At 68.4% G+C, this 24,221-nt stretch carries 26 protein-coding genes; 20 read left to right on the forward strand and 6 right to left on the reverse strand.

All coding sequences use genetic code 11. The features are described 5' to 3' along the window. The first annotated feature begins 18 nt into the window (after positions 1-18). Both ACYVBS_RS05375 and murU read left to right on the forward strand, forming a co-directional pair. Complete coding sequence (locus ACYVBS_RS05375; RefSeq protein ID WP_460822297.1) at positions 19-1,074, forward strand: aminoglycoside phosphotransferase family protein; 1,056 nt, start codon at positions 19-21, stop codon at positions 1,072-1,074. Then, complete coding sequence (gene murU / locus ACYVBS_RS05380) at positions 1,071-1,778, forward strand: N-acetylmuramate alpha-1-phosphate uridylyltransferase MurU (RefSeq protein ID WP_460822298.1); 708 nt, start codon at positions 1,071-1,073, stop codon at positions 1,776-1,778. The genes ACYVBS_RS05375 and murU overlap by 4 nt, the downstream gene beginning before the upstream one ends. A 45-nt stretch (positions 1,779-1,823) precedes the next feature. Here the strand turns inward: murU and hda are convergent, their stop codons facing one another. Genes hda through ACYVBS_RS05395 form a run of 3 tightly spaced genes read right to left on the reverse strand, consistent with a single transcriptional unit; the run spans position 1,824 to position 4,762 of the window. Continuing rightward, complete coding sequence (hda, locus tag ACYVBS_RS05385; RefSeq protein ID WP_460822299.1) at positions 1,824-2,510, reverse strand: DnaA regulatory inactivator Hda; 687 nt, start codon at positions 2,508-2,510, stop codon at positions 1,824-1,826. A gap of 26 nt (positions 2,511-2,536) precedes the next feature. After that, positions 2,537-3,679: an AI-2E family transporter gene (locus ACYVBS_RS05390; RefSeq protein ID WP_460822301.1), complete on the reverse strand. Its 1,143-nt coding sequence runs from the start codon at positions 3,677-3,679 to the stop codon at positions 2,537-2,539. Positions 3,680-3,691: 12 nt separating this feature from the next. Further along, on the reverse strand, positions 3,692-4,762 hold the full coding sequence (locus ACYVBS_RS05395) for a DUF2066 domain-containing protein (protein WP_460822303.1): 1,071 nt from the start codon (positions 4,760-4,762) through the stop codon (positions 3,692-3,694). A 154-nt stretch (positions 4,763-4,916) separates the two neighbouring features. Between ACYVBS_RS05395 and purM the strand changes: the two genes are divergently transcribed. The 4 genes from purM to ACYVBS_RS05415 all read left to right on the forward strand — a co-directional run bounded on the left by purM (position 4,917) and on the right by ACYVBS_RS05415 (position 8,184). Then, positions 4,917-5,966 carry a phosphoribosylformylglycinamidine cyclo-ligase gene (purM, locus tag ACYVBS_RS05400; protein ID WP_460822305.1) on the forward strand — a complete coding sequence of 350 codons (1,050 nt, stop codon included), beginning with the start codon at positions 4,917-4,919 and terminating at the stop codon, positions 5,964-5,966. 84 nt (positions 5,967-6,050) lie between these two features. After that, the gene (gene purN / locus ACYVBS_RS05405; RefSeq protein ID WP_460822306.1) at positions 6,051-6,716 is read left to right on the forward strand and encodes a phosphoribosylglycinamide formyltransferase; all 666 of its coding nucleotides are present in this window, start codon (positions 6,051-6,053) and stop codon (positions 6,714-6,716) included. Then, the gene (locus tag ACYVBS_RS05410) at positions 6,713-7,486 is read left to right on the forward strand and encodes a DUF3108 domain-containing protein (RefSeq protein ID WP_460822307.1); all 774 of its coding nucleotides are present in this window, start codon (positions 6,713-6,715) and stop codon (positions 7,484-7,486) included. Before purN ends, ACYVBS_RS05410 begins: the two co-directional genes overlap by 4 nt. 41 nt (positions 7,487-7,527) lie before the next feature. After that, entirely contained in the window at positions 7,528-8,184 is a 657-nt protein-coding gene (locus ACYVBS_RS05415; RefSeq protein WP_460822308.1) for a DUF3108 domain-containing protein, read from the forward strand. Between the two features lie 130 nt (positions 8,185-8,314). On the opposite strand, the gene murA is transcribed toward ACYVBS_RS05415, so the two are convergent. Together murA and ACYVBS_RS05425 are read right to left on the reverse strand one after the other, a co-directional pair. After that, positions 8,315-9,592, reverse strand: coding sequence for a UDP-N-acetylglucosamine 1-carboxyvinyltransferase (gene murA, locus ACYVBS_RS05420; protein WP_460822309.1), 1,278 nt, complete (start codon positions 9,590-9,592; stop codon positions 8,315-8,317). Between the two features lie 55 nt (positions 9,593-9,647). Then, on the reverse strand, positions 9,648-9,887 hold the full coding sequence (locus ACYVBS_RS05425; RefSeq protein ID WP_460822311.1) for a BolA family protein: 240 nt from the start codon (positions 9,885-9,887) through the stop codon (positions 9,648-9,650). 175 nt (positions 9,888-10,062) lie between these two features. On the opposite strand from ACYVBS_RS05425, the gene ACYVBS_RS05430 reads away from it, so the two are divergent. The 14 genes from ACYVBS_RS05430 (at position 10,063) to mgtE (ending at position 21,826) form a co-directional block, all read left to right on the forward strand. Continuing rightward, positions 10,063-11,058, forward strand: a complete 996-nt coding sequence (locus ACYVBS_RS05430; protein WP_460822312.1) for a KpsF/GutQ family sugar-phosphate isomerase — start codon at positions 10,063-10,065, stop codon at positions 11,056-11,058. A gap of 27 nt (positions 11,059-11,085) precedes the next feature. Continuing rightward, complete coding sequence (locus tag ACYVBS_RS05435; protein ID WP_460822313.1) at positions 11,086-11,667, forward strand: KdsC family phosphatase; 582 nt, start codon at positions 11,086-11,088, stop codon at positions 11,665-11,667. Then, a complete protein-coding gene (gene lptC, locus ACYVBS_RS05440) occupies positions 11,664-12,233 on the forward strand; it encodes an LPS export ABC transporter periplasmic protein LptC (protein ID WP_460822315.1) in 570 nt (189 codons plus the stop codon). Before ACYVBS_RS05435 ends, lptC begins: the two co-directional genes overlap by 4 nt. Beyond that, entirely contained in the window at positions 12,214-12,735 is a 522-nt protein-coding gene (lptA, locus tag ACYVBS_RS05445) for a lipopolysaccharide transport periplasmic protein LptA (protein WP_460822316.1), read from the forward strand. Before lptC ends, lptA begins: the two co-directional genes overlap by 20 nt. Beyond that, a complete protein-coding gene (gene lptB / locus ACYVBS_RS05450) occupies positions 12,735-13,454 on the forward strand; it encodes an LPS export ABC transporter ATP-binding protein (RefSeq protein WP_460822317.1) in 720 nt (239 codons plus the stop codon). The genes lptA and lptB overlap by 1 nt, the downstream gene beginning before the upstream one ends. A gap of 50 nt (positions 13,455-13,504) precedes the next feature. Beyond that, entirely contained in the window at positions 13,505-14,920 is a 1,416-nt protein-coding gene (locus tag ACYVBS_RS05455; protein ID WP_460822318.1) for an RNA polymerase factor sigma-54, read from the forward strand. A gap of 183 nt (positions 14,921-15,103) precedes the next feature. Beyond that, positions 15,104-15,433, forward strand: coding sequence for a ribosome hibernation-promoting factor, HPF/YfiA family (gene hpf / locus ACYVBS_RS05460; protein WP_460822319.1), 330 nt, complete (start codon positions 15,104-15,106; stop codon positions 15,431-15,433). A gap of 3 nt (positions 15,434-15,436) precedes the next feature. After that, a complete protein-coding gene (locus ACYVBS_RS05465) occupies positions 15,437-15,904 on the forward strand; it encodes a PTS sugar transporter subunit IIA (protein ID WP_460822320.1) in 468 nt (155 codons plus the stop codon). Positions 15,905-15,923: 19 nt separating this feature from the next. After that, positions 15,924-16,874, forward strand: coding sequence for an HPr(Ser) kinase/phosphatase (gene hprK / locus ACYVBS_RS05470; protein WP_460822321.1), 951 nt, complete (start codon positions 15,924-15,926; stop codon positions 16,872-16,874). After that, positions 16,871-17,749, forward strand: a complete 879-nt coding sequence (gene rapZ / locus ACYVBS_RS05475) for an RNase adapter RapZ (protein WP_460822322.1) — start codon at positions 16,871-16,873, stop codon at positions 17,747-17,749. Before hprK ends, rapZ begins: the two co-directional genes overlap by 4 nt. Positions 17,750-17,836: 87 nt before the next feature. Continuing rightward, on the forward strand, positions 17,837-18,229 hold the full coding sequence (locus ACYVBS_RS05480) for a PTS sugar transporter subunit IIA (protein WP_460822323.1): 393 nt from the start codon (positions 17,837-17,839) through the stop codon (positions 18,227-18,229). Positions 18,230-18,239: 10 nt separating this feature from the next. After that, complete coding sequence (locus ACYVBS_RS05485) at positions 18,240-18,509, forward strand: HPr family phosphocarrier protein (protein ID WP_460822324.1); 270 nt, start codon at positions 18,240-18,242, stop codon at positions 18,507-18,509. A gap of 13 nt (positions 18,510-18,522) precedes the next feature. After that, the gene (gene ptsP, locus ACYVBS_RS05490) at positions 18,523-20,244 is read left to right on the forward strand and encodes a phosphoenolpyruvate--protein phosphotransferase (RefSeq protein WP_460822325.1); all 1,722 of its coding nucleotides are present in this window, start codon (positions 18,523-18,525) and stop codon (positions 20,242-20,244) included. 220 nt (positions 20,245-20,464) lie between these two features. Beyond that, positions 20,465-21,826, forward strand: coding sequence for a magnesium transporter (gene mgtE / locus ACYVBS_RS05495; RefSeq protein WP_460822326.1), 1,362 nt, complete (start codon positions 20,465-20,467; stop codon positions 21,824-21,826). Between the two features lie 42 nt (positions 21,827-21,868). Here mgtE and ACYVBS_RS05500 read toward each other — a convergent pair whose 3' ends face one another. Further along, positions 21,869-24,109 (reverse strand): EAL domain-containing protein, encoded by a 2,241-nt coding sequence (locus tag ACYVBS_RS05500; protein ID WP_460822327.1) that lies wholly within the window; start codon positions 24,107-24,109, stop codon positions 21,869-21,871. Positions 24,110-24,221: the final 112 nt, after the last annotated feature.

Consider the following 24,221-nt stretch of genomic DNA (forward strand, 5'->3'; position numbering starts at 1 on the left):
GCTGCCGCCGGAGCCTTCATGAGCAACACCGACAGCGCCCCCACCGAGCGCGACACCGCCCGCATCAACTGGGCCCGCACCGCCACCGGCAACGCCGCCTTCGATCTGCACCGCGCCTCGATGGACGCCGGTTTCCGCAGCTATTGGCGCGGGGCCATCACGCCGGGCAGCGTGCCCGGCACCGACGCCGCCAGCGTGATCGTCATGGACTCGCCGCCGGACAAGGAAGACGTGCGCCCGTGGCTGCGCATCCGCGACCTGCTCGAATCCGGTGGCGTGCGCGTGCCCAAGGTGCTGGCGCGTGACGAGGAGGCCGGCTTCCTGCTGCTGGAGGACCTCGGTGCGGACACCTACCTGCACGTGATCGGCCTGCACAACGCCGATACCCTGTTCGACGACGCCATCGACCAGTTGCTCAAGCTCCAGTCCATTCCCTGCCCGGTCGACCTGCCCGCCTACGACGAGGCGCTGCTGGCGCGCGAACTGCGCCTGTTCGACGAGTGGTACCTCGGCCACCACCTCGGCCTGTCGCTCGATTGCGGCGACATGGACCGCCTGGAACTGGTGTACCAGCGCCTCATCGACAGCGCACTCGCCCAGCCCCAGGTGCTGGTGCACCGCGACTTCATGCCGCGCAACCTGATGCCGGTCGTCGGCGGCCCCGCGGTACTCGACTTCCAGGACGCCGTGCGCGGCCCCATCGCCTACGACGCGCTCAGCCTGTTCAAGGACGCCTTCCTCAGCTGGCCCGAAGCCAAGGTTGCCGCGTGGCTGGACCGCTACCACGCCCGCGCCACCGCCGCCGGCCTGCCGCTGCCGCCGCTCGCGCAGTTCCGCCGCGACGCCGACTGGATCGGCGTGCAGCGCCACCTCAAGGTCATCGGCATCTTCGCCCGTCTGTGGCACCGCGACGGCAAGCCCAAGTACCTGGCCGACGTGCCGCGCTTCTTCGTCTACCTCGACGCCGTGCTACCCAGGTACCCGGAGCTGGCACCGTTGGCCGACGTCATCGAGCAGCGCGTCAAGCCCGCACTGGCCGAACTTGCCCGCGGCCAGGAGGGCATGGGCGGATGAAGGCGCTGATCCTTGCCGCCGGCCTGGGCGAGCGCATGCGCCCCCTGACCGACACCACCCCCAAGCCTTTGCTGGGCGCAGGCGGCAAGCCGCTGATCGCGTGGCACATCGAGAAGCTAGCGGCGATAGGCGTGCATGACATCGTGGTCAACACCAGTTGGCTCGCCGAGCAGTTCCCGCAGGTGCTCGGCGACGGCGGACAGTGGGGCGTGCGCCTGCATTACTCGTACGAAGGCCCGACGCCGCTGGAGACCGGCGGCGGCATGTGGCACGCACGCTCGCTGCTGGGCGATGACCCCTTTATTGCTGTCAACGGCGACATCTGGACGGACTTCGACTTCGCCACGTTGCCGGCAGCACCCGTCGGCGACGCGCACCTGGTGCTGGTGGACAACCCGCCCCACCACCCGGGCGGCGATTTCGCGCTGCAGGGTGACGTGCTTACCAGCGAAGGCGGGTCCAAGCTCACGTTCTCGGGCATTGGCGTTTACCGGGCCACCCTGTTTGACGGCTGGCGCGACACCATCGGCGATGCACCCGGCGCGGACCTCTCGCCGCCTCGCTTCAAACTCGCGCCGCTGCTGCGCAAGGCCATGGAGGCGGGTCGCGTCAGCGGGTGCCACCACACCGGACGCTGGACGGACGTCGGTACGCCGGAGCGCCTCGCGCAGCTGGATGCGTCATTGGGCCCGCTGCTCGCCTGATCGGGCGCGATCCCACTGCGCACGCGGGGCGCTGACAGCCCCCGCTCAGTCGGCGCCCAGCACCTGCCGGAGAAACGGCACGGTCACCCGCCGCTTGGCCGCCAACGACGCGCGATCCAGCCGGTCCAGCACCCCGGTCAAGCCGCCCAGGTCCCGATCGACGCGCTTGAGCAGCCAGTCCAGCGCGGCCTCGTCCAGCACCAGCCCGCGACGCTGGGCTCGCTGGCGCAGCACTTCACGACGCCCCGCGTCGTCCAGCGGCGCCAGCACGAGCCGCGTGCACTGCTGCAGGCGTGAGCGCAGGTCAGGCAACACCAGCCCCAGTTCGTCGGGGTTGCCACGCGCGGCATACAGCACCGTCGTTCCGGCGGCGCGCGCGCGGTTGTGCGCGTCGAACAACGCCACCTCATCGTCCCGATGGCCTGCGATCCGCTCCACCCCATCCAGGGCCAGCAGGTCGTTGCCCTCCAGGGCCAGCAGCGCATCGCGCAGGCGCCCGGCGGCCGCCGCCAAGGGCAGGTAGGCCGCCCGACGGCCTGCACCCTCGGCCTCCGCACTCGCCGCCAGCAGCAGGTGGGTCTTGCCCACGCCCGCTGGGCCGGCCAGATAGACCCAGTCGCCGCCCACGGTCGCAGCGGCCCGCACCAGCCCGACAAGGCCGGGCTCGTCCGTCACATAGGTGTCCAAGCGCTGGTCCGGCGGGTAACGCAGCGCCAAGGGCAGCTGCGGCACCGCCGGCCCGCCTCCTCCAGAAACGCTCACCCTGGCCCCTGCCCCGTCGGAGGCGCGTGCTGCCCCTTGGCTTCCAGCACGATGCTGGGTTGGGCGCCGGCATACAGCGCGCTCGCCACGTAACGCTCGTGCGCGAAACGCAACAACACGTTGATGACCGCCGCCAGCGGCAGCGCCAGCAGCATGCCCAGGAACCCGAACAACTGGCCGCCGGCCATCACCGCAAAGATCACCGCCACCGGGTGCAGCCCGATGCGATCACCGACCAGCTTGGGCGTCAGCCAATAACTCTCGATCACCTGACCGATGCCGAACACCACCAGCACGCCGGCCACGTGCGGCCAGTCGCCGTATTGCACCAGTGCCGCGATGACGCCCAGGACGATGCCGCTGGCCGGCCCCAGGTAGGGGATGAACGTAAACAGGCCCGCCACGATGCCGATGAGGATCCCCAGATCGAGCCCCACCGCCCAAAGGCCCAGGCCGTAAAGGATGCCCAGGATCAACATCACCAGGAATTGGCCGCGCAGGAAAGCGCCCAGGATGTCGCTGCTCTCGCGGGCCAGCCGCGACGCGGTCGCCTGGTGGTCCCGGGGCACCAGCGCCGCGATGCGCTCAACCAGCACATCCCAGTCACGCAGGAAGAAGAACGTCAGCACCGGCAGCAGTGCCACGTTGGCCACGAGGGTCAGCACGGCAAAGCCCGAGCGCGACAGGTAGCCCAACAGCGTGGTGGCGACACCACCGGCCCGTTCCCAATTGGCCCGGATCAGTTCAAACAGGTGGCTGAAATCCAGCCACTGGGTGATCTCCAGCCCGGTCCGGGCCTCCACCCAAGGCAGCGCCGTGAGCATCAACCAGTCGCGATAGGCCGGCAACGACGCCCACAGCGTCAGCACCTGCCGCTCGATCGTCGGCACCAACAGCACGACCGCCAACAGTACCGCGGCCGTCATCGCGGTAAACACGAGCCCCACGGCCACGTTGCGCGAGCGGCCCCTTGCCTCCAGCCGGTCCACCAAGGGATCGCCCAGCCAGCCCAACATCGCAGCCAGCACGAACGGCGTCAGCACCGGCGCCAGCAACCACAGCAGCCAGCACACCGCCACGGCCACGGCCGCCCATTTCAGCCGCCGCAGGAAGCGCGCGATTTCCTCGACCGGTTCCATGTCCGCCATCGATCAACGCACCCGGTAGACGGGCGCCTCGCCCTCTTCGGCGATCAGCACATCGTCGCGCGCGACCATCCGCTTGAACCCCGGCAGCCCGACCGACAGCTCCAGGTCGAATTCCACGCTGCCCGGCACGGCGCGGACGGGCGTGACCCGACCCACCACCGACAGCTTGTCCAGGTAGCCCGCCAGTCGCATGTAGGCCTCGGCACTGGACACGCCGGTAAACGTCACGCGATAGGTCCCCGCGGGCCCCACGGCAGTGGCGGTCCCGGCCTTGGCATAGCGGCGCACCAAGGCATTGGCGGCGCCGTCGGCGCCCGTCGCCATCGCCCGGCGCGCATCGGCATGCTTCTCGGTCCAGCGCGAGAGCACCTTGCCCCCGTCCACGAAGATCCAGTCGGCCTGCCAGCCTTCCTTTACACGGTAGAGCTTGCCCACCAGTTGCATGGGCGGGCTGTAGCGCGCCGACGCGCGTGCCACGGCCGCGGTGTCACCCCGCCAGATCGCGCCGACCACCGCCTGCTCGGCGGCGGTCGCGGCCGGCAAGCCGAGGGCAAAGCCCCGCTCCTTGGCGCGATCCAACGCCGGACGCACGGCGTTGGCCTGCGGCAAGCCGGCCAGGCGGGGGCCGGTTCCGTCGTCAATCGCCAGCCACAGCACCGGCTTGGGGCGCGGGAAGGGCCACATCGGCAGGCCAACGAGCGCCGCCAGCTCGTCCACCGCTTCCTTGTCGAAACGCACCACCAGCACCGTGCCAAACGTGGGCGCGCCACGTGCCGACACACCCTCGTCCTGGCGGTAGTCGTAGCCGTCCACCAGGTCTTTCGCCCGTCCCAGCTCCTGGCGCACGCCCGGACGGGAGGCGACCGCGTTGTCGCCGGACAGGCGCGACAGCACCTGCACCAATGCGCGGACAAAGGCGTTGTTGCGTTCCGGCGCGCCCTGGCCGTTGACCTTGACCTCGGCGGCATAGGGCCCCTGGGCGCGTGCCACGTCGCCTTCCACGCGCTGCGCGGAGGCGCCGAAGGCCATCGACAGCAGCGTCACGGCCCAAAACAGTCGGATTGCGCGAAGCATCGCCTTCCCTAGGTGACTGGAATTCTCGGGAAATGGTGCCCCAGCACGGGTGATCCGTCCATTGACGTCGCTCGCGGCACCAATCCCGGCACCGGCGTCGGCCGCGCCGGACTGCTAAAATGCCCGACTCCCTACCGCCACCGCCGAGTCCGCCGTGACGAGCCCCACCCCGCTTACCTACCGTGACGCCGGCGTCGACATCGACGCGGGCAACGAAGTCGTCGAACGCATCAAGCCGCTGGTCAAGCGCACCATGCGCCCCGAAGTGCTGGGCGGCGTCGGCCTGTTCGGCGGCCTGTTCGACGTCAGCGGCAAGTACAAGGAACCGGTGCTGGTCTCCGGCACCGACGGCGTGGGCACCAAGCTGATCCTGGCCAAGCAGCTCAACCGCCACGACACCATCGGCATCGACCTGGTCGCTATGTGCGTCAACGACGTGCTGGTGCAGGGCGCCGAGCCGCTGTTCTTCCTCGACTACTTCGCCACCGGCAAGCTGGACGTGGCCACCACCGTCGACGTGGTCGGCGGCATTGCTAAGGGTTGCGAAATCGCCGGCTGCGCGCTGATCGGCGGCGAGACCGCCGAAATGCCCGACATGTACCCGCCGGGCGAGTACGACCTGGCCGGCTTCACCGTCGGTGCGGTCGAGAAGGCCAAGCTGATCGACAGCACCAAGGTGCGCGCAGGCGACGTGCTGATCGGCATCGCCTCCAGCGGCCCGCATTCCAACGGCTATTCGCTGATCCGCAAGATCCTGGCGCGGGCCGGCGTGACCGCCGACAACGGTGGACTGGACCTGGACCTGGGCGGCGTGAAGCTGGGCGATGCGCTGATGGAGCCCACCCGCATCTACGTCAAGCCGGTGCTGGAACTGCTGGCCAGGCACGACATCCACGCCATGGCCCACGTCACTGGCGGCGCGCTGGTGGAGAAGATCATCCGCGTGGTGCCGCCGCAGTTCGGCCTGGACATTGACACGTCCGCATGGCCCCTGCCGGCCGTTTTCGACTGGCTGCAGCGCGAAGGCAACGTGCCGCGTGAGGAAATGTGGCGCACCTTCAATTGTGGCGTCGGCTTCGTGCTGATCGTGGCCCCGAATGACGTGGCCGCGGTCAATGCCGACCTCGACCGCCTGGGCCTGGCCCACTGGCAGATCGGCCAGGTCACGCCGGCGGGCACCGGCGAGCGCCTGCGCATCGGCTGAGTGGATGGCCGCAACCGCGTCCCGGTTGCGGCTCGCACGCAGCCGTCGTCCCCTTAGCCCCCTGACGCCCCCGGAGCTGGATTGATGCCCGCCCTGCGACTGGCCGTGCTGGCCTCCGGCCGCGGCAGCAACCTGCGCGCCATCCTCGACGCGATTGCGCGCGGGGAGCTGGACGCAGAGGTGGTAGGCGTGTTTTCCGACCGCGCCAAGGCGGCGGCGCTCGATCACGCGCGCGCCGCCGGGGTGCCGGCCACCGCGCTGGGCGCCAAGGGTTACGCCAGCCGCGAGGCGTTTGATGAAGCCATGTTCAGCCTCGTCGACGCCGTTCATCCGGACCTCATCGTCTGTGCGGGATACATGCGGCTCATGAGCGCCGTCGCCGTCAACCCGCGCCTGGGCCGGATGATCAACATCCATCCCTCGCTGCTGCCCGCCTTCAAGGGCCTGCACACCCACCAGCAGGCGCTGGACGCGGGCGTGGCCGAGCATGGCGCCAGCGTCCACTTCGTCACGGCCGAGCTCGACGGTGGCCCCGTGATCGCCCAGGCCCGTGTCGCCGTGTTGCCGGACGACGATGCCGAACGGCTGGCCGCGCGCGTGCTGCAACGCGAGCACCCGCTGCTGATCGCCACCCTGCGCGAATTGGGCACGGGCCGCATCCGGCTGACCACGCACGGCGTGCAATACGACGGTGCCAGGTTGGGCGCCCCTCTCCAACTGACTGCTGACAACGAACTCGCGCTTCCATGAGCCAAATTCGACTGATTGCCGCCTTTGCTGTACTGGCTGCCTCTTTTTCCACCGCCATCGCGCAATCCACCACGCCCCCTCCACCGCCAACGGGGGTGGTCAACGCCGCCCCGACGCCTTTGGCGCCGTTTATCGCGCAATACAAGGTCTACAAAGGCAACAGCGAGCTCGGGGATGCCACCCTGCAGCTGGTACGTCAGCCCGGCAACCGCTGGCGAGTCGACCTCATGATGCGTGGCGGTGGCCTGTTCAAGATCGCCGGCGTGCATGCCGACCAGAGCACCGTTTTCGACACTTCCCCCTCGGGCAAAACTTACCGCCCGCTGACTCAGGCTACGGTGCGCCGAATCGCGTTCACGCAACGGAAAACCATCGGCCTCTACGATTGGAAGTCACGCTCGGCCCGGTGGAAGGGCGACGTGAAGGAGTCCCGTTCGCGCCCGGTGGCCCTGCAGCCGGGAGACATGAGCGGGTTGTTGATCAACCTTGCGGTGATTCGCGATGCGGTACCCGCCAAGGCCCTGCATTACCGCTTTGTCGACGATGGCCGCGTGCGTGAACACCACTACCAGGTCAGTAGCGCCGTGGAGCCGATGGGCGCAGGCGACATGCGATTTGACACGCTACGGGTGAGCCGGTCTGGCACCAGCGGCGATGAGACATTGCTGTGGGTGGCCGACGGCGTCCCCACGCCGATCCGCATCCTGCAGCGCGAGGAGGGGCAGGACAGTTATGACCTGCGCCTTGTGGAGTACAAAGGAATCCCGTGATGACGATGACGCGTACCCAGAATCAGACTAAGCGGTTTCGAATGGCCTTCGTGGCGGCAACGCTGCTGGCCACCGCGCCGGCGATGGCGCTCGAACCGTTCACCGCTGACTACCAGGCCAACTACATGGGCATGCAGGCCAATGGGCGCATGACGCTGGCTGCCGCCGGCGAAGGCAAGTGGCGCTACAACCTCAGCATCCAGAACGCACTGGCCAACCTCAGTCAGACCACGGTCTTCCAGGACGTGGGTGGCCAATGGCGACCGTTGACGGGCACTGACACCACTAAGCTTCTGGTGAAGAGCTCAGTCAAGAATGCGGCGTTTGACTGGTCGCGCGGCGTGGCCACCTGGTCCGGCGACGTCAAACCCGGCCGCGCCGGCCCGGTGAAGTTGCAGGCCGGCGACATGGATGCGCTGCTGGTCAACCTCGCACTCGTGCGCGACGTCCTGGCAGGGAAGCCGCTGGTCTATCGACTGGTCGAGAACGGCAAGGTCAAGGTGATGAAATACACCGTGGCCGGCAAAGAGCAGATCACCGTGGGTGGCAAGCCGCAGCAGGCTACCAAGGTGATCAATACCAGCGGCGAGCGCCAGACGATTGCCTGGGTGGTAGAAGGCATGCCCGTGCCGGCGCGCATCCTTCAGCGGGACAAGGGTTCGGACGAGATGGACCTGCGCGTGCACACGGTCAGGTAATTTTTCTGCGCCTGAAACGAGGCCGCGAAGCCTTGCTCCAGCCCCATCGAGCCGGAAAAACGGTGCCGGCACAGCAGCCAAAAAAAAAGCCCCGACACGGGGCTTTTTTGGTGTATTGCGGATTGAAGCCTCAGCCAATACGGCGAATCTTCGCCCCCAGCCCGGACAGCTTTTCCTCGATGTTCTCGTAGCCGCGGTCGAGGTGGTAGATGCGGTCGATGGTCGTCTCGCCCTCGGCCACCAGTCCGGCCAGGATCAGCGACGCCGAGGCCCGCAGGTCGGTGGCCATCACCGGTGCGCCGCTGAGCTGCGGCACGCCGCGCACCACGGCGCTGTGACCGTCCACGTGGATGTCCGCGCCCAAGCGCACCAGCTCATTCACGTGCATGAAGCGGTTCTCGAAGATCGTTTCCTTGATCACGCCCACGCCTTCGGCCACGCAGTTCATTGCCATGAATTGCGCCTGCATGTCGGTCGGGAATGCCGGGTGCGGCGCGGTGGTGAGGTTCACCGCCTTCGGCCGCTTGCCGTGCATGTCCAGGGTGATGCGGTCACCTTCACAGGTGATCTCGGCACCGGCTTCGCGAAGCTTGTCCAGCACCGCATCCAGAGTGTCGGGGCGTGCTTTGCGCGCCGTGATGCGCCCACCGGTCATCGCGGCAGCCACCAGGAACGTGCCGGTTTCGATGCGGTCTGCCACCACCGCGTGCTTGCCGCCGTGGAGGCGCTCCACGCCGTGGATCACGATGCGCGGCGTGCCCTCGCCTTCAATCTTCGCCCCCATCGCGCGCAGGCACTCGGCCAGGTCCACGATCTCCGGCTCCATGGCCGCGTTCTCGAGGATCGTCGTGCCTTCGGCCAGGGTGGCCGCCATCAGCACGTTCTCGGTGGCGCCCACGCTCACGATCTCGAACACATGGCGCGCGCCCTTCAGCCGCGCCGCCTTCGCCTTGATGAAGCCGTGCTCCACCACGATGTCCGCACCCAGCGCCTGCAGGCCCTTGATGTGCAGGTCGACCGGCCGGGAGCCGATCGCGCAACCGCCGGGCAGCGACACTTCGGCCTCACCGTACTTGGCCAGCAGCGGCCCCAGCACCAGCACCGAAGCGCGCATGGTCTTGACCAGTTCGTACGGGGCGACGTGGCTGTTGACCGTACGCGGATCCACCACTATGCCGCTTTCGCTGCCGGTGCCGATGGTGCCCTGGTCGATGGTGATGCCAGCGCCCAGGCCGGCCAGCAGCTTGGCGGTGGTCACCACGTCGTGCAGGTGCGGCACGTTGCTGATCTCGACCGGTTCATCGGCCAGCAGGGTGGCGCACAGGATGGGCAGCACGGCGTTCTTGGCGCCGGAGATCTGCACCTCGCCGTTCAGTGGGCGTCCGCCCTCGACAACAATCTTCTGCATGGAATTCTCGGCTCGCGGAACGGGTGGTGGCAGGGGGATTGGGGCAACGCGCGCCTCAGGCCGAGGCGCCGGCCTCTTCCGGCGTCATCGTCTTCAGCGCCAGCGCGTGGATCTCGCCGCCCATGCGGTCGCCCAGCGTGGCGTACACCATGCGATGGCGCGCCAGCGGCAGCTTGCCGCGGAAGGCTTCGGCCACCACGGTCGCCTCGAAATGGACGCCGTCGTCGCCACGCACGTCGGCACGGGCGCCAGGCAGGCCTTGCTCGATCAGGGCACGGATGATGTCGGGATTCATGGGGCAGGCACCTCGGTGGTCGTCGCGGTCAGGGGGCATTCCGTTGCAGGCGTTGCCGCGGCTTCCGGCATGGGTGCAACCCCGCCGCCCGTCCCGCACCGGGCGTTTCCCGGCCAGACCGCATAGAATGAACCGATTAGCCTAGCGGAAAGGCCCCCACTCCGAAATGGCAACCGTGCCTTCGCCCCGTCCCACCCTCGATGCCAGCGCGCTGGCCGCCAGCGGCCGTCGCGCCTTCGCGGTCGAGATCGCCGCCCTGGACGCCGTCGCCGCTCGGCTGGACGGCGAGTTCACCGCGGCCTGCCGCCTGATGCTGGAGGCCCGCGGCCGTGTGATCTGCACCGGCATGGGCAAGTCCGGCCACATCGCCCGCAAGATCGCCGCCACGCTCGCCTCCACCGGCACCCCGGCGTTCTACGTGCATCCGGGCGAGGCCGCGCATGGCGACCTGGGCATGATCACCGACGCCGACGTGGTGCTCGCGCTGTCCTACTCGGGCGAAAGCGACGAGATCCTGCTGTTGCTGCCCGTGCTCAAGCGGCAGGGCAACAAGCTGATCGCCATGACCGGCCGATCGCAGTCGTCGATGGCCCGCGAGGCCGACGTGCATCTGGACGTCAGCGTGCCCGCCGAGGCCTGCCCGCTTGCGTTGGCCCCCACGTCCAGCACCACCGCCTCGCTGGCGATGGGCGACGCGCTGGCCGTGGCCCTGCTGGAAGCACGCGGCTTCACCGCCGACGATTTCGCCCGTTCGCACCCCGCCGGTGCGCTGGGCCGGCGCCTGTTGTTGCATATCACCGACGTGATGCACGCCGGTGAGGACGTTCCCACCGTGGGCCCGGACGCCACCGTCAGCGAGGCCCTGGTGGAAATCAGCCGCAAGCGGCTGGGCATGACCGCCGTCGTCGACGGGGACCAGCGCCTGCTGGGCCTGTACACCGACGGCGACCTGCGCCGCAGCTTGGACGACGCCAACGTCGACATCCGCGCCACCCGCATCGCGGACGTGATGACCCGCTCGCCCAAGACCATTGACGCCGATGCATTGGCGGTGGAAGCCGCGCAACTGATGGAAACCCACAAGATCAGCGGCCTGCTGGTGGTCGACGCTGAACAGCGGGTGGTCGGCGCCCTCAACATTCACGACCTGTTGCGCGCCCGGGTGGTCTGATCCCGACGACGCCGGATTATCGACGCCATGCCCTATTCCCACCTCAACGACTACCCGGCCCCGGTGCGCGAACATGCCACACGGGTCCGGCTGGCCTGCTTCGATGTCGATGGCACGCTGACCGACGGCCGCTTGTTCTTCGACACCGAAGGCCGCGAGCTCAAGGCGTTCCACGTGCACGATGGCCAAGGCCTGGTGCTGCTGCGCAAGGCGGGCATCTCCGTCGCCTTCGTCACCGCACGGGCCAGCACCATTGCCGAACAGCGCGCGCGCGAATTGGGCATTGTCGAAGTCCACACCGCCGTGGCCGACAAGCTGGCCTGCGTGAAGGGCATTGCGTCCCGTCTCGGCATCGGCCTGGACGAAGTGGCCTTCATGGGCGACGACCTGCCGGACCTGCGGGTGATGCAGCAGGTGGGCTTTTCCGTCGCCCCGGGCAGCGGTCACCCGTGGGTGCGCGAGCGCGCGCACTGGCGCACCACCGCGCCTGCCGGCAACGGTGCCGTCCGCGAGTTCTGTGACCTGGTACTGGCCGCCCAGGGCAAGGCCGAGGCACTGCTGGCTGACGTGGTCCGCATCGATGGCGTGCGCGTCGAGGGCAATGCATGAGTTGGCGGACCGCGAGTACATGGGTGCTGCTGATCGCGGCGATCGTTACCGGCTGGATGGCATGGCGCCAGCGCCCGGCGGAGACGGCGCCCGCGCAGGGTCAGTTTCGCCCGGATTACGTGCTCAACGACCTGGAACTGATTGCCCTGGATGACCAGGGCCGCGAAGCCTTCACCCTGCGTGCGCCGCAGCTGACCCGCGATCCCTCGGCCAAGTCGATGGATATCCAGACCCCGGTGTTCGTGATCCCGCCGCGCGCCGGCGCGGCCGGGGCGCCGTGGCAAGTGACCTCGGCCACGGCTTGGGTGGCCCCAAAGGGCGACGAGATCCGCCTGCGCGGACGCGTGCAGGCCGACAGCCAGGACAAACAGGGGCGCCCGGTCAGCATCACCACTGAAGAGCTGAACGTCTTCCCCAACGCGCAACGCGCCACGTCCAGCGCGAAGGTCTCGATGACGCAGCCGGGTTTTATACTGAACGGCCGCGGGCTCGACGCCCAACTCGATGCCAAGCGCATCGTCCTCCAATCCGACGTCAAGGCCCGATATGAAAGGACTGCCCGCTAGTTCGCTGGTGATCATGCTCGCTGCCGCGCTTGCCGTGCCGGCGGCCGTGCTCGCGCGCTCTTCCGACCGCAACCAGCCGATGGACATCGATGCCGGCCACACGGACTACAGCCTCGATGACAACAAACCGGCCACGCTGTCCGGTGGCGTCACCCTCACCCAGGGTACCCTCGACATCCGCGCCAGCACCGCGGTCGTTAGCCGCAGTGGCGGCGAGCCCACCCGCGTGGTGCTGACCGGCGCCCCGGTCACGCTCAAGCAGCAGATGGATGACGGCACGCCCATGACCGCGACGGCCAGCAAGATCGACTACGACCTCACCACCGAAGTGGTCGTGTTCACCGGCAAGGTCGACATCCGCCAGCCCCGCGGCAACCTGAGCGGCGAGCGCGTGGTCTACAACATGCGCACCAACCAGGTCACCGGCGGCGGCGCGGGCAACGGCCGCGTGAAGATGCGCATCATGCCCAAGGGCGCCCGTACTAACGGGAGTGGCGGCTGATGCTGGTCGCCAATGGACTGCGCAAGGCCTACCGCTCCCGCGAGGTCGTCCGCGACTTTGGCCTCACCTTGGACGCGGGCGAAGTCGTCGGCCTGCTGGGCCCCAACGGCGCCGGCAAGACCACCTGCTTCTACATGATCGTCGGTCTGGTGCCCGCCGATGCCGGCGAGATCAAGCTCGACGGCCGTGACATCACCCACGAGCCGATGTACTCGCGCGCCAAGTTCGGCGTGGGCTACCTGCCGCAGGAACCGTCGGTGTTCCGCAAGCTGAGCGTGGCCGACAACATCATGCTGGTGCTGGAGCTGCGCGAGGACCTGGACAAGGCCGGTCGCGAGCGCGAACTTGCCGAGCTGCTGGACGAACTGCAGATCGGCCACGTCGCCGGCCAGCTGGGCGCCAGCCTGTCCGGCGGTGAGCGCCGACGCGTGGAGATTGCCCGCGCACTGGCCGGAAAACCCCGCCTGATCCTGCTCGACGAGCCGTTCGCCGGCGTCGACCCGATCTCCGTCGGCGAGATCCAGCGCATCGTCACCCACCTCAAGAACCGCGGCATCGGCGTGCTCATCACCGACCACAATGTGCGCGAGACCTTGGGCATCTGCGATCGTGCGTATATCCTCAGCGATGGCGGCGTGCTCGCGCAGGGGGCTCCGGACGCGCTGCTGGCCAATCCCGACGTGCGTCGCGTCTACCTGGGCGAATCCTTCCGCCTTTGATCGGATCGCGAACGACCGTCGGCCCTGCCGCGGCACGTTCGTGATCGACCATGAAACCTCGCCTCCAAGCCTCCCTCGGACAACACCTGGTGATGACGCCGCAATTGCGGCAGGCCATCCATCTGTTGCAGTTGTCCACCGCGGAACTGGAAGCCGAACTGGCCGCCGCGGTCGAGTCCAATCCGCTGTTGGAATGGACCGAGGATCTTCCGCCCCCGGCCTTGGGCGTGAGCCTTCCGGCTGAGCAGGCGCCGTCGGAAGTCACGACGCGACCGGAGGAGGACGACTGGGGCCTGCCCGAGGGCGACACCTGGTACCAGCGCATCGGCCCGTCCGACATCGATGAGGAAACGCCGGCGGCTGAACAGGTCGCCGGGGGAGAAAGCCTGCACGAGCACCTGCTGTGGCAGCTCCACCTCAGCCCGCTGTCACCGCGCGACCGTGCCATCGGCGTCGCGCTGATCGATGCGATCGACGACGACGGCTACCTGCGTGAAGCGCTCGATGGCTTCACCGAATCATTGCGACCGGAGATCGAGGCGCTTCCCGCCGAGGTCGCCACGGTCCTGTGCCAGATCCAACGGTTCGACCCGGTCGGCGTAGGCGCACGCACCCTCGGCGAGTGCCTGCAGTTGCAGCTGGAAACCTTGCCCGACGCCACGCCTGGTAAGTCGCTGGCCACCCAGTTGGCCCAGGGCCCGCTGGAGCGCCTGCCTCGGGTGGGCGTGGCCGGCCTGGCCGCCGAGCTGAAGCTGGACCCCTCCGACGTGGACGTCGCCGTGCAATTGCTGCGATCGCTGGATCCTCGGCCGGGCGCGCAGATCGGTGGCGTCAGCAACGACACCTACGTCAGTCCGGACGTGGTGATCTGGCGCCAGCACGGCGTCTGGCGCGCCGCCCTGGCCTCCGGGACGCGTCCGGGGCTGGCCATACACCGTGGGTACGAAGCCATGCTTCGCCACGCCAGCGGCACCGACGCCCAGTACCTGCGCGGCCGCCTGCAGGAGGCCCGCTGGCTGCTGAAGGGCGTGGAGGCCCGAGGCGACACACTGCTCAAGGTCGCTCGCTGCCTGATCCGGCAGCAGGCCGGCTTCCTCGAATTTGGCGACAGCGCCCTGCGCCCGCTGACCCTGCGCGAAGTGGCCCAGGACGTGGGCGTGCATGAATCGACCATTTCCCGGGCGATCGCCCGCAAATACGCGCGCACGCCACGAGGCACCATCCCCCTGAAGGCATTCTTCGCCTCCGGGATCGAGACCGGCGCTGGCGGCGAGGCCTCCAGCACGGCCATCCAGGCCATGATCCGGCAGCTGATCGAGGCCGAAAACCCGCGCAAGCCGCTTTCCGACGCCCGCCTGGCGGAGTCGCTCAAGGCGGGAGGGATGCCTGTGGCGCGGCGCACCATCGCCAAGTACCGGGAAGCAATGAACATTCCCTCGTCGCAGGACCGGGTTCGAATCTGCTGAACGTGCCTGCGCAAGGCGCCTGCCTGCCCGCTCCACGGCCGTCCCCATGAAAGGTCCAGGCGCGAGTGGCGCATGAATTGATCGCCATCAAGGCGAGGATGACCCCCAAGTATTGAAACTGGCTCCAAGGCATCCCAGAAATGAGATGCTGTCACTACCGTTCCAACGTGAAGGAGGTTTCCGATGCGAATCGAAGTCCACGGTCAGCAGATCGACGTCACCCAGCCCCTGCGTGACTACGTGGAGTCAAAGCTGGAACGGCTGCCGCGCCATTTCGAACATCCGATCGACGTGCGCGTGCTGCTCAGTGTCGACAAGGTCGAGCAACGCGCCGAAGCGACCATCAACATCGCCGGCAAGACCCTGCACGCCGACGCCGTTGGCGTGGACATGTACGGCGCCATCGACCTGCTGGCCGACAAGCTCGACCGCCTGCTGGTAAAGCACAAGGAAAAGCAGTCCGATAACCAGCGCCGTGGCGAGGGCATTGCCCGCAGTGCCGACTTTGGCTGACGGATGCCCTTGCATGACATGCTCGACGATGACCGCATCGCGCAGCTGGCTTCGGCCGGCAACCGCGAAGCGGTCATCGACGCTGCCGCCCGGCTGCTGGCCGGCGCGGCGGCCTCTCCCGATGACGTAGCGCTCATCCGCGACAGCCTGAGGGCCCGGGAGGCCCTGGCCACCACTGCCATCGGCCACGGCGTCGCGCTGCCCCACGGCCGCATTGCCGACCTGGAAGACACCCGCTGCGCGTTCCTCAAGCTGTCGACGCCCGTGGATTTTGGCGCGCTGGACGGCGAGCCGGTCGACCTGGTGGTCGCCATGGCCGTGCCCGAGCACTTCGCACAGGAACACCTGCACCGCCTGGCCGAAGTGGCCGAACGCTTCTCCGATCCGGATTTCCGTGCCGCCCTGCGGGCCGCGGATACCGTGGCCGAACTGCACCACCTGCTGGGGGCACAGCGGCCCATCGGCGCCTGAGTCCCATTAAGATGGACTGATGACGACCCGCATCAGCGCCAACGAACTCTTCGACCAGCAGCGCGAACGTCTGGACCTGCGCTGGATCGCCGGCCAGTCGGGCGGCGACCGCATGCTGGAAGCCGGCGACACCGTCGCCCGACGACCTTCGCTGGCGGGCTACCTCAACGCCATCTACCCGAACAAGGTGCAGATCCTGGGCACCGAGGAGCTGTCCTGGCTGGACGGGCTGGATCCGCGCCAGCGCTGGGAGACGATCGAAAAGATCATCCAGTTCCGCCCCTTGGCGCTGGTGGTGAGCAAGAGCCAGGCCTGTCCGGAGGACCTGCGCCTGGCGGCCGAGGAGTCGGACACCCCGTTGTGGTGTTCGCCGCGGCGCGGCCATGAACTGCTCAACCTGCTCCAGTACCATCTGGCGCGCGCCCTGGCCCCCCGCATCACTCTGCATGGCGTGTTCATGGAGATCTACTCCATTGGCGTGCTCATCACCGGTGAGTCCGGATCGGGCAAAAGCGAACTAGCACTGGAACTGATCACCCGCGGCCACCGGCTCGTGGCCGATGACGCACCCGAGTTCACCCAGATCGCCCCCGACGTGCTCGACGGCACCTGCCCGGACATGCTTCAGGACCTGCTGGAAGTGCGCGGACTGGGCGTGCTCAACATCCGCCAGATGTTCGGCGACACAGCGGTCAAGAAGAACAAGTACCTTCGCCTCATCGTCCATCTCACCAAGCCGATGACCGACCCGCTGCCCAGTGGCCTGGAACGCCTGACCGGCGACAACAGCACGCGCCGCATCCTCGACCTGGACGTGCCGATGACCACGTTGCCGGTGATGCCCGGCCGCAACCTCGCCGTGCTGACCGAGGCCGCCACGCGCCTGCACAGCCTGCGCATGAAGGGCCTGGACCCGGCTGCGGCCTTCATCGCGCGCCACAGCAACTTCCTGGAGCGAGGCGAAGCATGAGCACGTCGGGCGTCCCGTCGCTGGTGATCGTCAGTGGCCTGTCCGGCTCGGGCAAGTCGGTGGCGCTGCGCACGTTCGAGGATCTGGGGTACTACTGCGTCGACAACCTGCCGATCGAGATGCTGTCGCCGTTCGTGCGCAGCGTCAGTAGCGGCGAGGATGCGCCGCCCAAGCTGGCGGTCGGCATCGATGTACGCAACCGGAGCGGCGGCCTGGCCAAGGCGTCTGGGTGGCTGTCGGCCGTCGGCGAACTGGGACTGGACCCCCGGCTGTTGTTCTTCGAATGCTCCGATGAGGTCCTGCTGCGCCGCTACGCGGACACGCGCCGCCGCCATCCGCTCAGCCACCTGGGCCTCCCCTTGGTGGAGGCGATCGACCGCGAACGCGAACTGCTGCGCCCGTTGCGCCAGATCGCGGACACGGTGATCGATACCAGCGCGCTCAACGTCCACCAGCTCCGGCGCCAGATCATCACCGACTTCGAAATGGGCAACGACAAGAAGCTGTCGCTGCTGTTCGAGTCCTTCGCGTACCGCCACGGCGTGCCTGCCGAGGCGGACTTCGTGTTCGACGCGCGCGCCCTGCCCAACCCGCATTGGGACGCCGTGCTGCGTCCCTTGTCCGGGCGCGATGCCGGGGTGCGTGACTATCTGGACCGGCAGCCGGATGTCGAGGCGTTCTTCGGCCAGCTCAGCCAGTTCCTGGACATGTGGCTGCCACGCATGAATGCCGACACCACCCGCAGTTACGTGACCATCGCGTTCGGCTGCACGGGGGGCCGCCACCGCTCGGTCTATCTCGCCGAACGCATGGCCGCCCACGCGCGCGCGCGCGGCTGGGATGAAGTGGCCGTGCACCACCGCGAGCTGGACTAGCGACACCTGCCGCGCGCCGCTGCCCAGCGACGCCTCGAATGGGCCACCCGCTTCCGGGCGGCCTCCCCGCTCTGTTAAGTTTCCCCCATGGCCGTCGGAATCCTGCTCATCACCCACCCTGGCATTGGCAACGCACTCCTCGCGGTGGCCACCGGCCTGCTGCGCACGTTGCCGTTGCGCACCGAGTCGTTGGAAGTGCCATTCGGCAGCGACCCGGACGAATTGCTCCCGCAGGCGAGCGCCGCGCTGCGTCGCGTGGACGGTGGTGCCGGCGTGCTGGTGCTGACCGACCTGTATGGCGCCTCGCCCAGCAACCTCGCGGCCCGTGTGGCACGGTTGGGAACGCCGGTGCGACGGGTGTCGGCGGTGAGCCTGCCGATGCTGCTGCGGGTATTCAATTATGCGGAGCTGGAGCTGGACGAGCTGCCCGCCGTGGCATCCGCCGGCGCCCGCAATGGCGTGATCCTGGACGACGCGTGAGGCCCCCCACATGATCGAACGCGAACTGACCGTCTCCAACCGCCTCGGCCTGCATGCCCGGGCCACCGCGAAGCTGGTGCAACTGCTGTCGGGCTACAAGAGCAACGTGACCCTCGTCGCCAAGGGCCGCGAGGTCAACGCCAAGAGCATCATGGGCGTGATGCTGCTGGCGGCGGGCCAGGGCACCCAGGTCAAGCTGCGTGTCGAAGGCGAAGACGAAGGTACGGCCTGCGACGCCGTCGCGTCGCTGTTCGACCGCCGTTTCGACGAAGACAGCTGAGCGGAGTTCCCGGATGAGGCAGGTTTTCAACGGACTGGGGGCGTCGCGCGGGAGCGCACTGGGACGCGCCCGGGTCCGCCTGCCGCATGCGCTGGAGGTGGCCGAGGAGCAGATTGGGGCCGACGAGGTCGAAGGTGAACTGGTCCGCCTGCACGAAGCGATCGAGACGGTGCGTGGCGAGATGCACGCGCTGCGCGAACGCCTGCATGGCGCGCTGGCGCACGAGGTCGGCGAGTTCCTCGACCTGCACACGCTGCTGCTGGACGACCCCGAGCTGCTGCAGGGGCTGGACGCACTGATCCGCACCGGGCGCTACACCGCGGACTACGCCTTGCGCCTGCAACGCGACCGCATTGTCGGCGTGTTCGAGGCGATGGACGATGATTATTTCCGCAGCCGCGTCGACGACATCGACCAGGTGATCGGCCGCATCCATGCGGCCTTGCATCGCCACGTGGCCGAGACCGCCGGAATGGCCGGCGAGATCTTGGTCACCGACAGCGTCGCCCCCGCCGAACTGGCGCAGCTGCAGGCGCAAGGCGTGGTGGCCATCGTCACCGCCGGCGGCAGCATGCTGTCGCACAGCGCCATCCTCGCCCGCAGCCTCCACCTGCCCCTGGTGGTCGGCGCGGCGCAGGCGCTGCAGAAGATCAACGATGGCGACGCATTGGTGGTCGACGGCGGCAGCGGCCTGGTCGTGCGCGAACCCAGCCCCGACGACCTGCGCGACCATCGTGCGCGCGAGCGCGAGTACATCCGCGAGCGCAAGGAACTGCATCGCCTGCGGCGCGAGCCCACGCGCACCCGCGACGACCACGACATCCAACTGCTGGCCAACGCCGAATCGCGCGAGGACGTGGCCGAAGCCCATGCGCTAGGCGCGAGCGGCATCGGCCTGTACCGCACCGAGTTTTTGTTCCTGCAGCGCCACGAGCTGCCGGACGAGGAAGAGCAGTTCCGCGCGTACCGCGATGTCGTGCTCGGCATGAGTGGGCGGCCGGTGACCATCCGTACCCTGGATCTGGGCGCGGACAAGGCCGACCGCACCGGACTCGCGCTGCGCGACGAGCCCAACCCGGCGCTGGGGCTGCGCGGCGTGCGCCTGTCGATGGCGCGTCCCGGCCTGCTCGACACCCAGTTGCGCGCCGTGCTGCGCGCTTCGGGCTACGGGCCAGTCCGCATCCTGGTGCCGATGGTGACGTCGCGCGAGGAGATTGCCTCGGTCCGCACGCGCATCAAGCTCATCGGCCGTGACCTGCGCTCGCAGGGGTTCGAGATTGCCGATTACGTGCCGCTGGGCGCCATGATCGAGGTGCCCGCCGCCGCACTCGCGCTGCCGGGCTACATCGGCAAGCTCGACTTCCTGTCCATCGGCACCAACGACCTGGTGCAGTACCTGCTGGCCACCGACCGCAACAACGAGGCGTTGGTCGACCTGTACACGCCGCTGCATCCGGCGGTGATCCGGCTGGTGCGCGACGTCATCCGCCTGGCCGGTGCACACGGCAAGTCCGTGGCGGTCTGCGGCGAGATGGCCGGCGACCCGACCTTCACCCCGCTGCTGCTGGCCCTGGGGCTGAAGGAGTTCAGCCTCCACCCGGGCACATTGCTGGAAGTGCGGCGTCGCATCCGCGAGTGCGACCTGGCCACGTTGAAGAAGCGCACGCCATCGCTCATGCGCGCGCGCGACCGCAGCGACATCGAAGCCTGGGTCGAACGCGCCTGCCGCCCCTGACAGGCGGGCGTGCAGTGCAGGCGCACACAGGCGCGTCAGCGCCAGTGGCATGACTCAATTGGCCGCCGCGGGGTGTGCAGCATGGCCTCCAGGGGCGATAATGCGCGCATGAACGCATGACGCCCGGTCGCATCCGTCGTCGCCCACCCGAGGCGATGGTTGCGGCTCCCCGCTGGAACCGGCCCGTGCCGCTTCCCCGAGACCGCCCACGGAGCGCCGCATGGCCGAAGCCATCCGCCACGACAAGACCGCACGCCAGCTGCGACTGCTGTCCGATGCACTCGACAGCGGCCGCCTCGGTCCGGTCAAGCGGCTGGTCAACACCCTCTCCCCGGCCGAGATCGGCAACCTGCTGGAGTCGCTGCCGCCGGGCAAGCGCACGGTGGTGTGGGGCCTGGTCGACCCGGAGGACGACGGCGAGGTGTTGCTGCACGTGGGTGAGGACGTCCGCGAGGACCTCATCGCCGACATGGACCCGGACGAACTGGTCGCGGCGGTCGAGGACCTGGACATCGACGACCTCGCCGACCTGGTCGAGGACCTGCCGGACACCGTCATCGACGAAGTGCTCAAGTCGATGGACCGCGAGAACCGCGATCGTCTGGAGCAGGTGCTGTCGTACCCGGAGGACACTGCCGGACGCCTGATGAACCCCGACGTGGTGACGGTCCGCACCGACACCACCATCGACGTCGTGCTGCGCTACCTGCGCCTGCGCGGCGAGCTGCCCGACCACACCGACCACCTGTACGTGGTCAGCCGTCGCCACCAGTACCTGGGCCGCATCGCGGTCACCGCGCTACTGACCCACGAGCCTGGCACGCCGATCAACAAGCTGGTCGACGACGAGCAGCCCGCGATCGACGTGGGCGAGACCGCCACCGAAGTCGCGCGCCAGTTCTCCGACCACGACTGGATCAGCGCCCCGGTGGTGGACGACAACAACATCCTGCTCGGCCGCATCACGATCGACGACGTGGTCGACATCATCCGCGACCAGGCCGAGCACCAGGCGCTGGGCGCCGCCGGCCTGGACGAGGACGAGGACCTGTTCAGCCCGGTGCCGCGCGCGTGGCGCCGCCGCCTGATGTGGCTGAGCATCAACCTGGGCACGGCGTTCCTGGCCGCGAAGGTTGTCGACAGCTTCAAGGGCACCATCGATGAAATCGTCGCATTGGCGGTGCTGATGCCCATCGTCGCCGGCATGGGCGGCAACGCCGGCACCCAGGTGCTGGCGCTGATGGTGCGCGGCCTGGCGTTGGGCCAGGTGGGCGCCTCCAACATCCGCACGCTCCTGTGGAAGGAAGCGCGCGTGGCGTTGCTCAACGGGCTGGTGCTGGGGCTGGTGCTGTCGCTGATCGTGCTGGTGTGGTTCCAGAACCTGGGGCTGTCACTGGTGATCTTCACCGCACTGACCGCCAACCTGTTGTTCGCCGCACTGGCGGGCGTGATGGTTCCGGTGACGCTCAAGCGCGCGGGTTACGACCCGGCGCTGGCCAGCAGCATTTTCCTGACCACGGTCACCGACGTGATGGGCTTCTTCACCTTCCTCGGGCTGGCGACGCTGCTGCTGCTTCGCTGACCGGCTGGCGGGCCGGGGCTCGTCCTGACGCTGTGACGTCGCTCAGTCCGGTTCGAGGTCGCCCGACGAGGCGACGCACTCGACGGGAGCCGTCAGCAGCTCATCGATGGGACGGGGCTTGGACCAGTACCAGCCTTGGCCCCACCCCACGCCCAGGCGACGCAGGTCATGCGCCGTCTGCCGGTCTTCCACGAACTCGGCCACCGTTTCGGCCTCGAACGCCTGCGCCGCCAGCACCAGTGCGCGCACCAGGGCGTAGTCGCGGCTTGACCCGGCCATGCCCCGCACAAAGGTGCCGTCGATCTTGATCACGTTCGCCGGTACCTGCTTGAGCCGCTCGAACGACTGGTGGCCCACGCCGAAGTCATCCAGCGCCACGCTGCAGCCGCGCGCGCGCAGTGCGTGCAGGAGGGCCATGGCCTCCTCCTCGTGCGTGATGCCCGCCGTCTCGGTGACCTCGAAGCACAACTTGCCGGGCGGCAATGGAAAGCCGTCGACCAGTGCCAGCCATTCCTCGGCAAAGGCATGGGACGACAGTGACTGACCGCTGATGTTGACCGCCAGGTGGTGGAAGTCCGGCAAGCGCCCCTCGTTTTCGCGCAGCCACCCGTCCAGGCGACGAAGTACCGCAAGGTCGAGCTCCGCCATCCGGTGGTCGGCCTGCAGTTCACCCAGGAATTCGCCTGGGAACATCAATCGGCCATCGGTGTCGCGCAGCCGGACCAGCACCTCACCGGCCACCTCTTCCGCGTGCAGGCTCGCATTGAGTGGCTCGATGCGCTGGAAATGCAGCTCCAATTCGCCTGCACGGATGCGTGACAGCACGGTGGCCGCCATCGCCAGCGATCGTTGGCTGTTCGTGCCCCCCGGCAGCCGATGGCCGGTGCGCGGGCCTTCCGCGGGCGCGAACACCGTGCGCAACTCGCCTCGCTCGCGCGCTTCGAAGGCCGCGTTGGCGGCTTGCGTCATGCGTGATTCGATGTCATCGCGACCGCCGTCGACGTGGCTGACCCCAAGGTACGGCAACACCCGCACCAGCCGACCCCCTTCGCGGTATTCGAAGTCGCTGATCCGCGACAGCACCCGTTGCCACGCGCTCGCGGATTGCGCCTCGCCGGTTCGAGCATCGTGGCCATCGCCGGCGATGGCAGGGCCTTCGGGCAGCACCAGGGCCAGTCGCGACGTCCCCATGTAGTAGCTGTCAGCAAGGCCGCGCAGGTGCCGTGACAGCCGCAACAGCAGCCGGGAATCGGCACGGGGACCGAGGCTGGCGGTCAGCCGGTCACTGCGGTCCAGCACCAGGAAGCCCAACGAACCCACGCCCTCGCGCGTCGCCCTCGCGCGCAGTGCGGTCAGGTTGCGCAAGCCGGAGAACGGTTCCACCTGACTCGCGCGGTGGTAGCGCGCGGCCCGCCGCACCTGGTCACGCACCCGCATGTACAGGGTCAACACCGTCCCCTGGATCAGCACCAGTTCCGCCGCCATCCGTGCCATGTACAGGGCATCGACGAGCGTGGCTTGTGCGCTGCGGCTGGACACCGCCAGGACGAACAGCCACTGGGTCGCCGCCAGTGCCGGCATGGCGACCTCGACGGGCGAGCGCAGCGCCAACAGGGCGACCAGTCCCAACAGCAGCAGGCGATATTCCAGTGCCGCCGCCAGGAATGCCGAAGCATCAAGGCCGTTGGCCTGCAACGCGATCAGCGCCACATGGGGCAGCAGCCCCGCCAACAGGACCGTCCACGGCACGCCCGCCCACCAGGCCGGACCGCGGCGGCGAGCGCCGTCCGTCGCCACCACCACGATGGGCAGCGTGAGGATCGCCACGCCGAAGAACTTCGCCAGTGTTACCTGGACGAACGCATTCCAGTCCAGGTGCGGCGTGCCGGCCAGGGCGCTTTCGCCCAGGTACAACGCGAGGTTCGCGGCCGCAGGGGCCAGCGCCAGCACGCCCCCGCCCAGCAACGCGAACTGCCATAGGTCGCGCACCCGCAGGCGGCCGCGTGGCACGGCGCGGGGCCACCCGAGCCGTGCCGCGACCCAGCGCAGCAAGGCGTAAGTGAACACCGCGAATGCCGGCGCCCAGGCCCAGTGCAGCCATGTCAGCCCGGAATGCGATGCCACGCGCGCCAACCAGGAGATCGTGGCCGCCGCCACGCAGGCCCTCAGCGCCCAGGGGTCGCGCACCAGCATGGCGACGGCGAGCATCAGGCCCAGGTGCAGGTGGGCGAGCGATGCGCTTGCCACGTGGCCAAAGAACTCGGCCCGGTAGGGAAAGGACACGTAAAAGAGCATTGCCGTGGCCAAGGCCAAACCGGCATTGCGCTGCCATCGCGATGAGCGGCCCGAGACTGCCACACAACTCCCCATTACTCCCCGGCTTGAGCATACGCTT

It is taken from the genome of Lysobacter olei, from assembly GCF_054777355.1.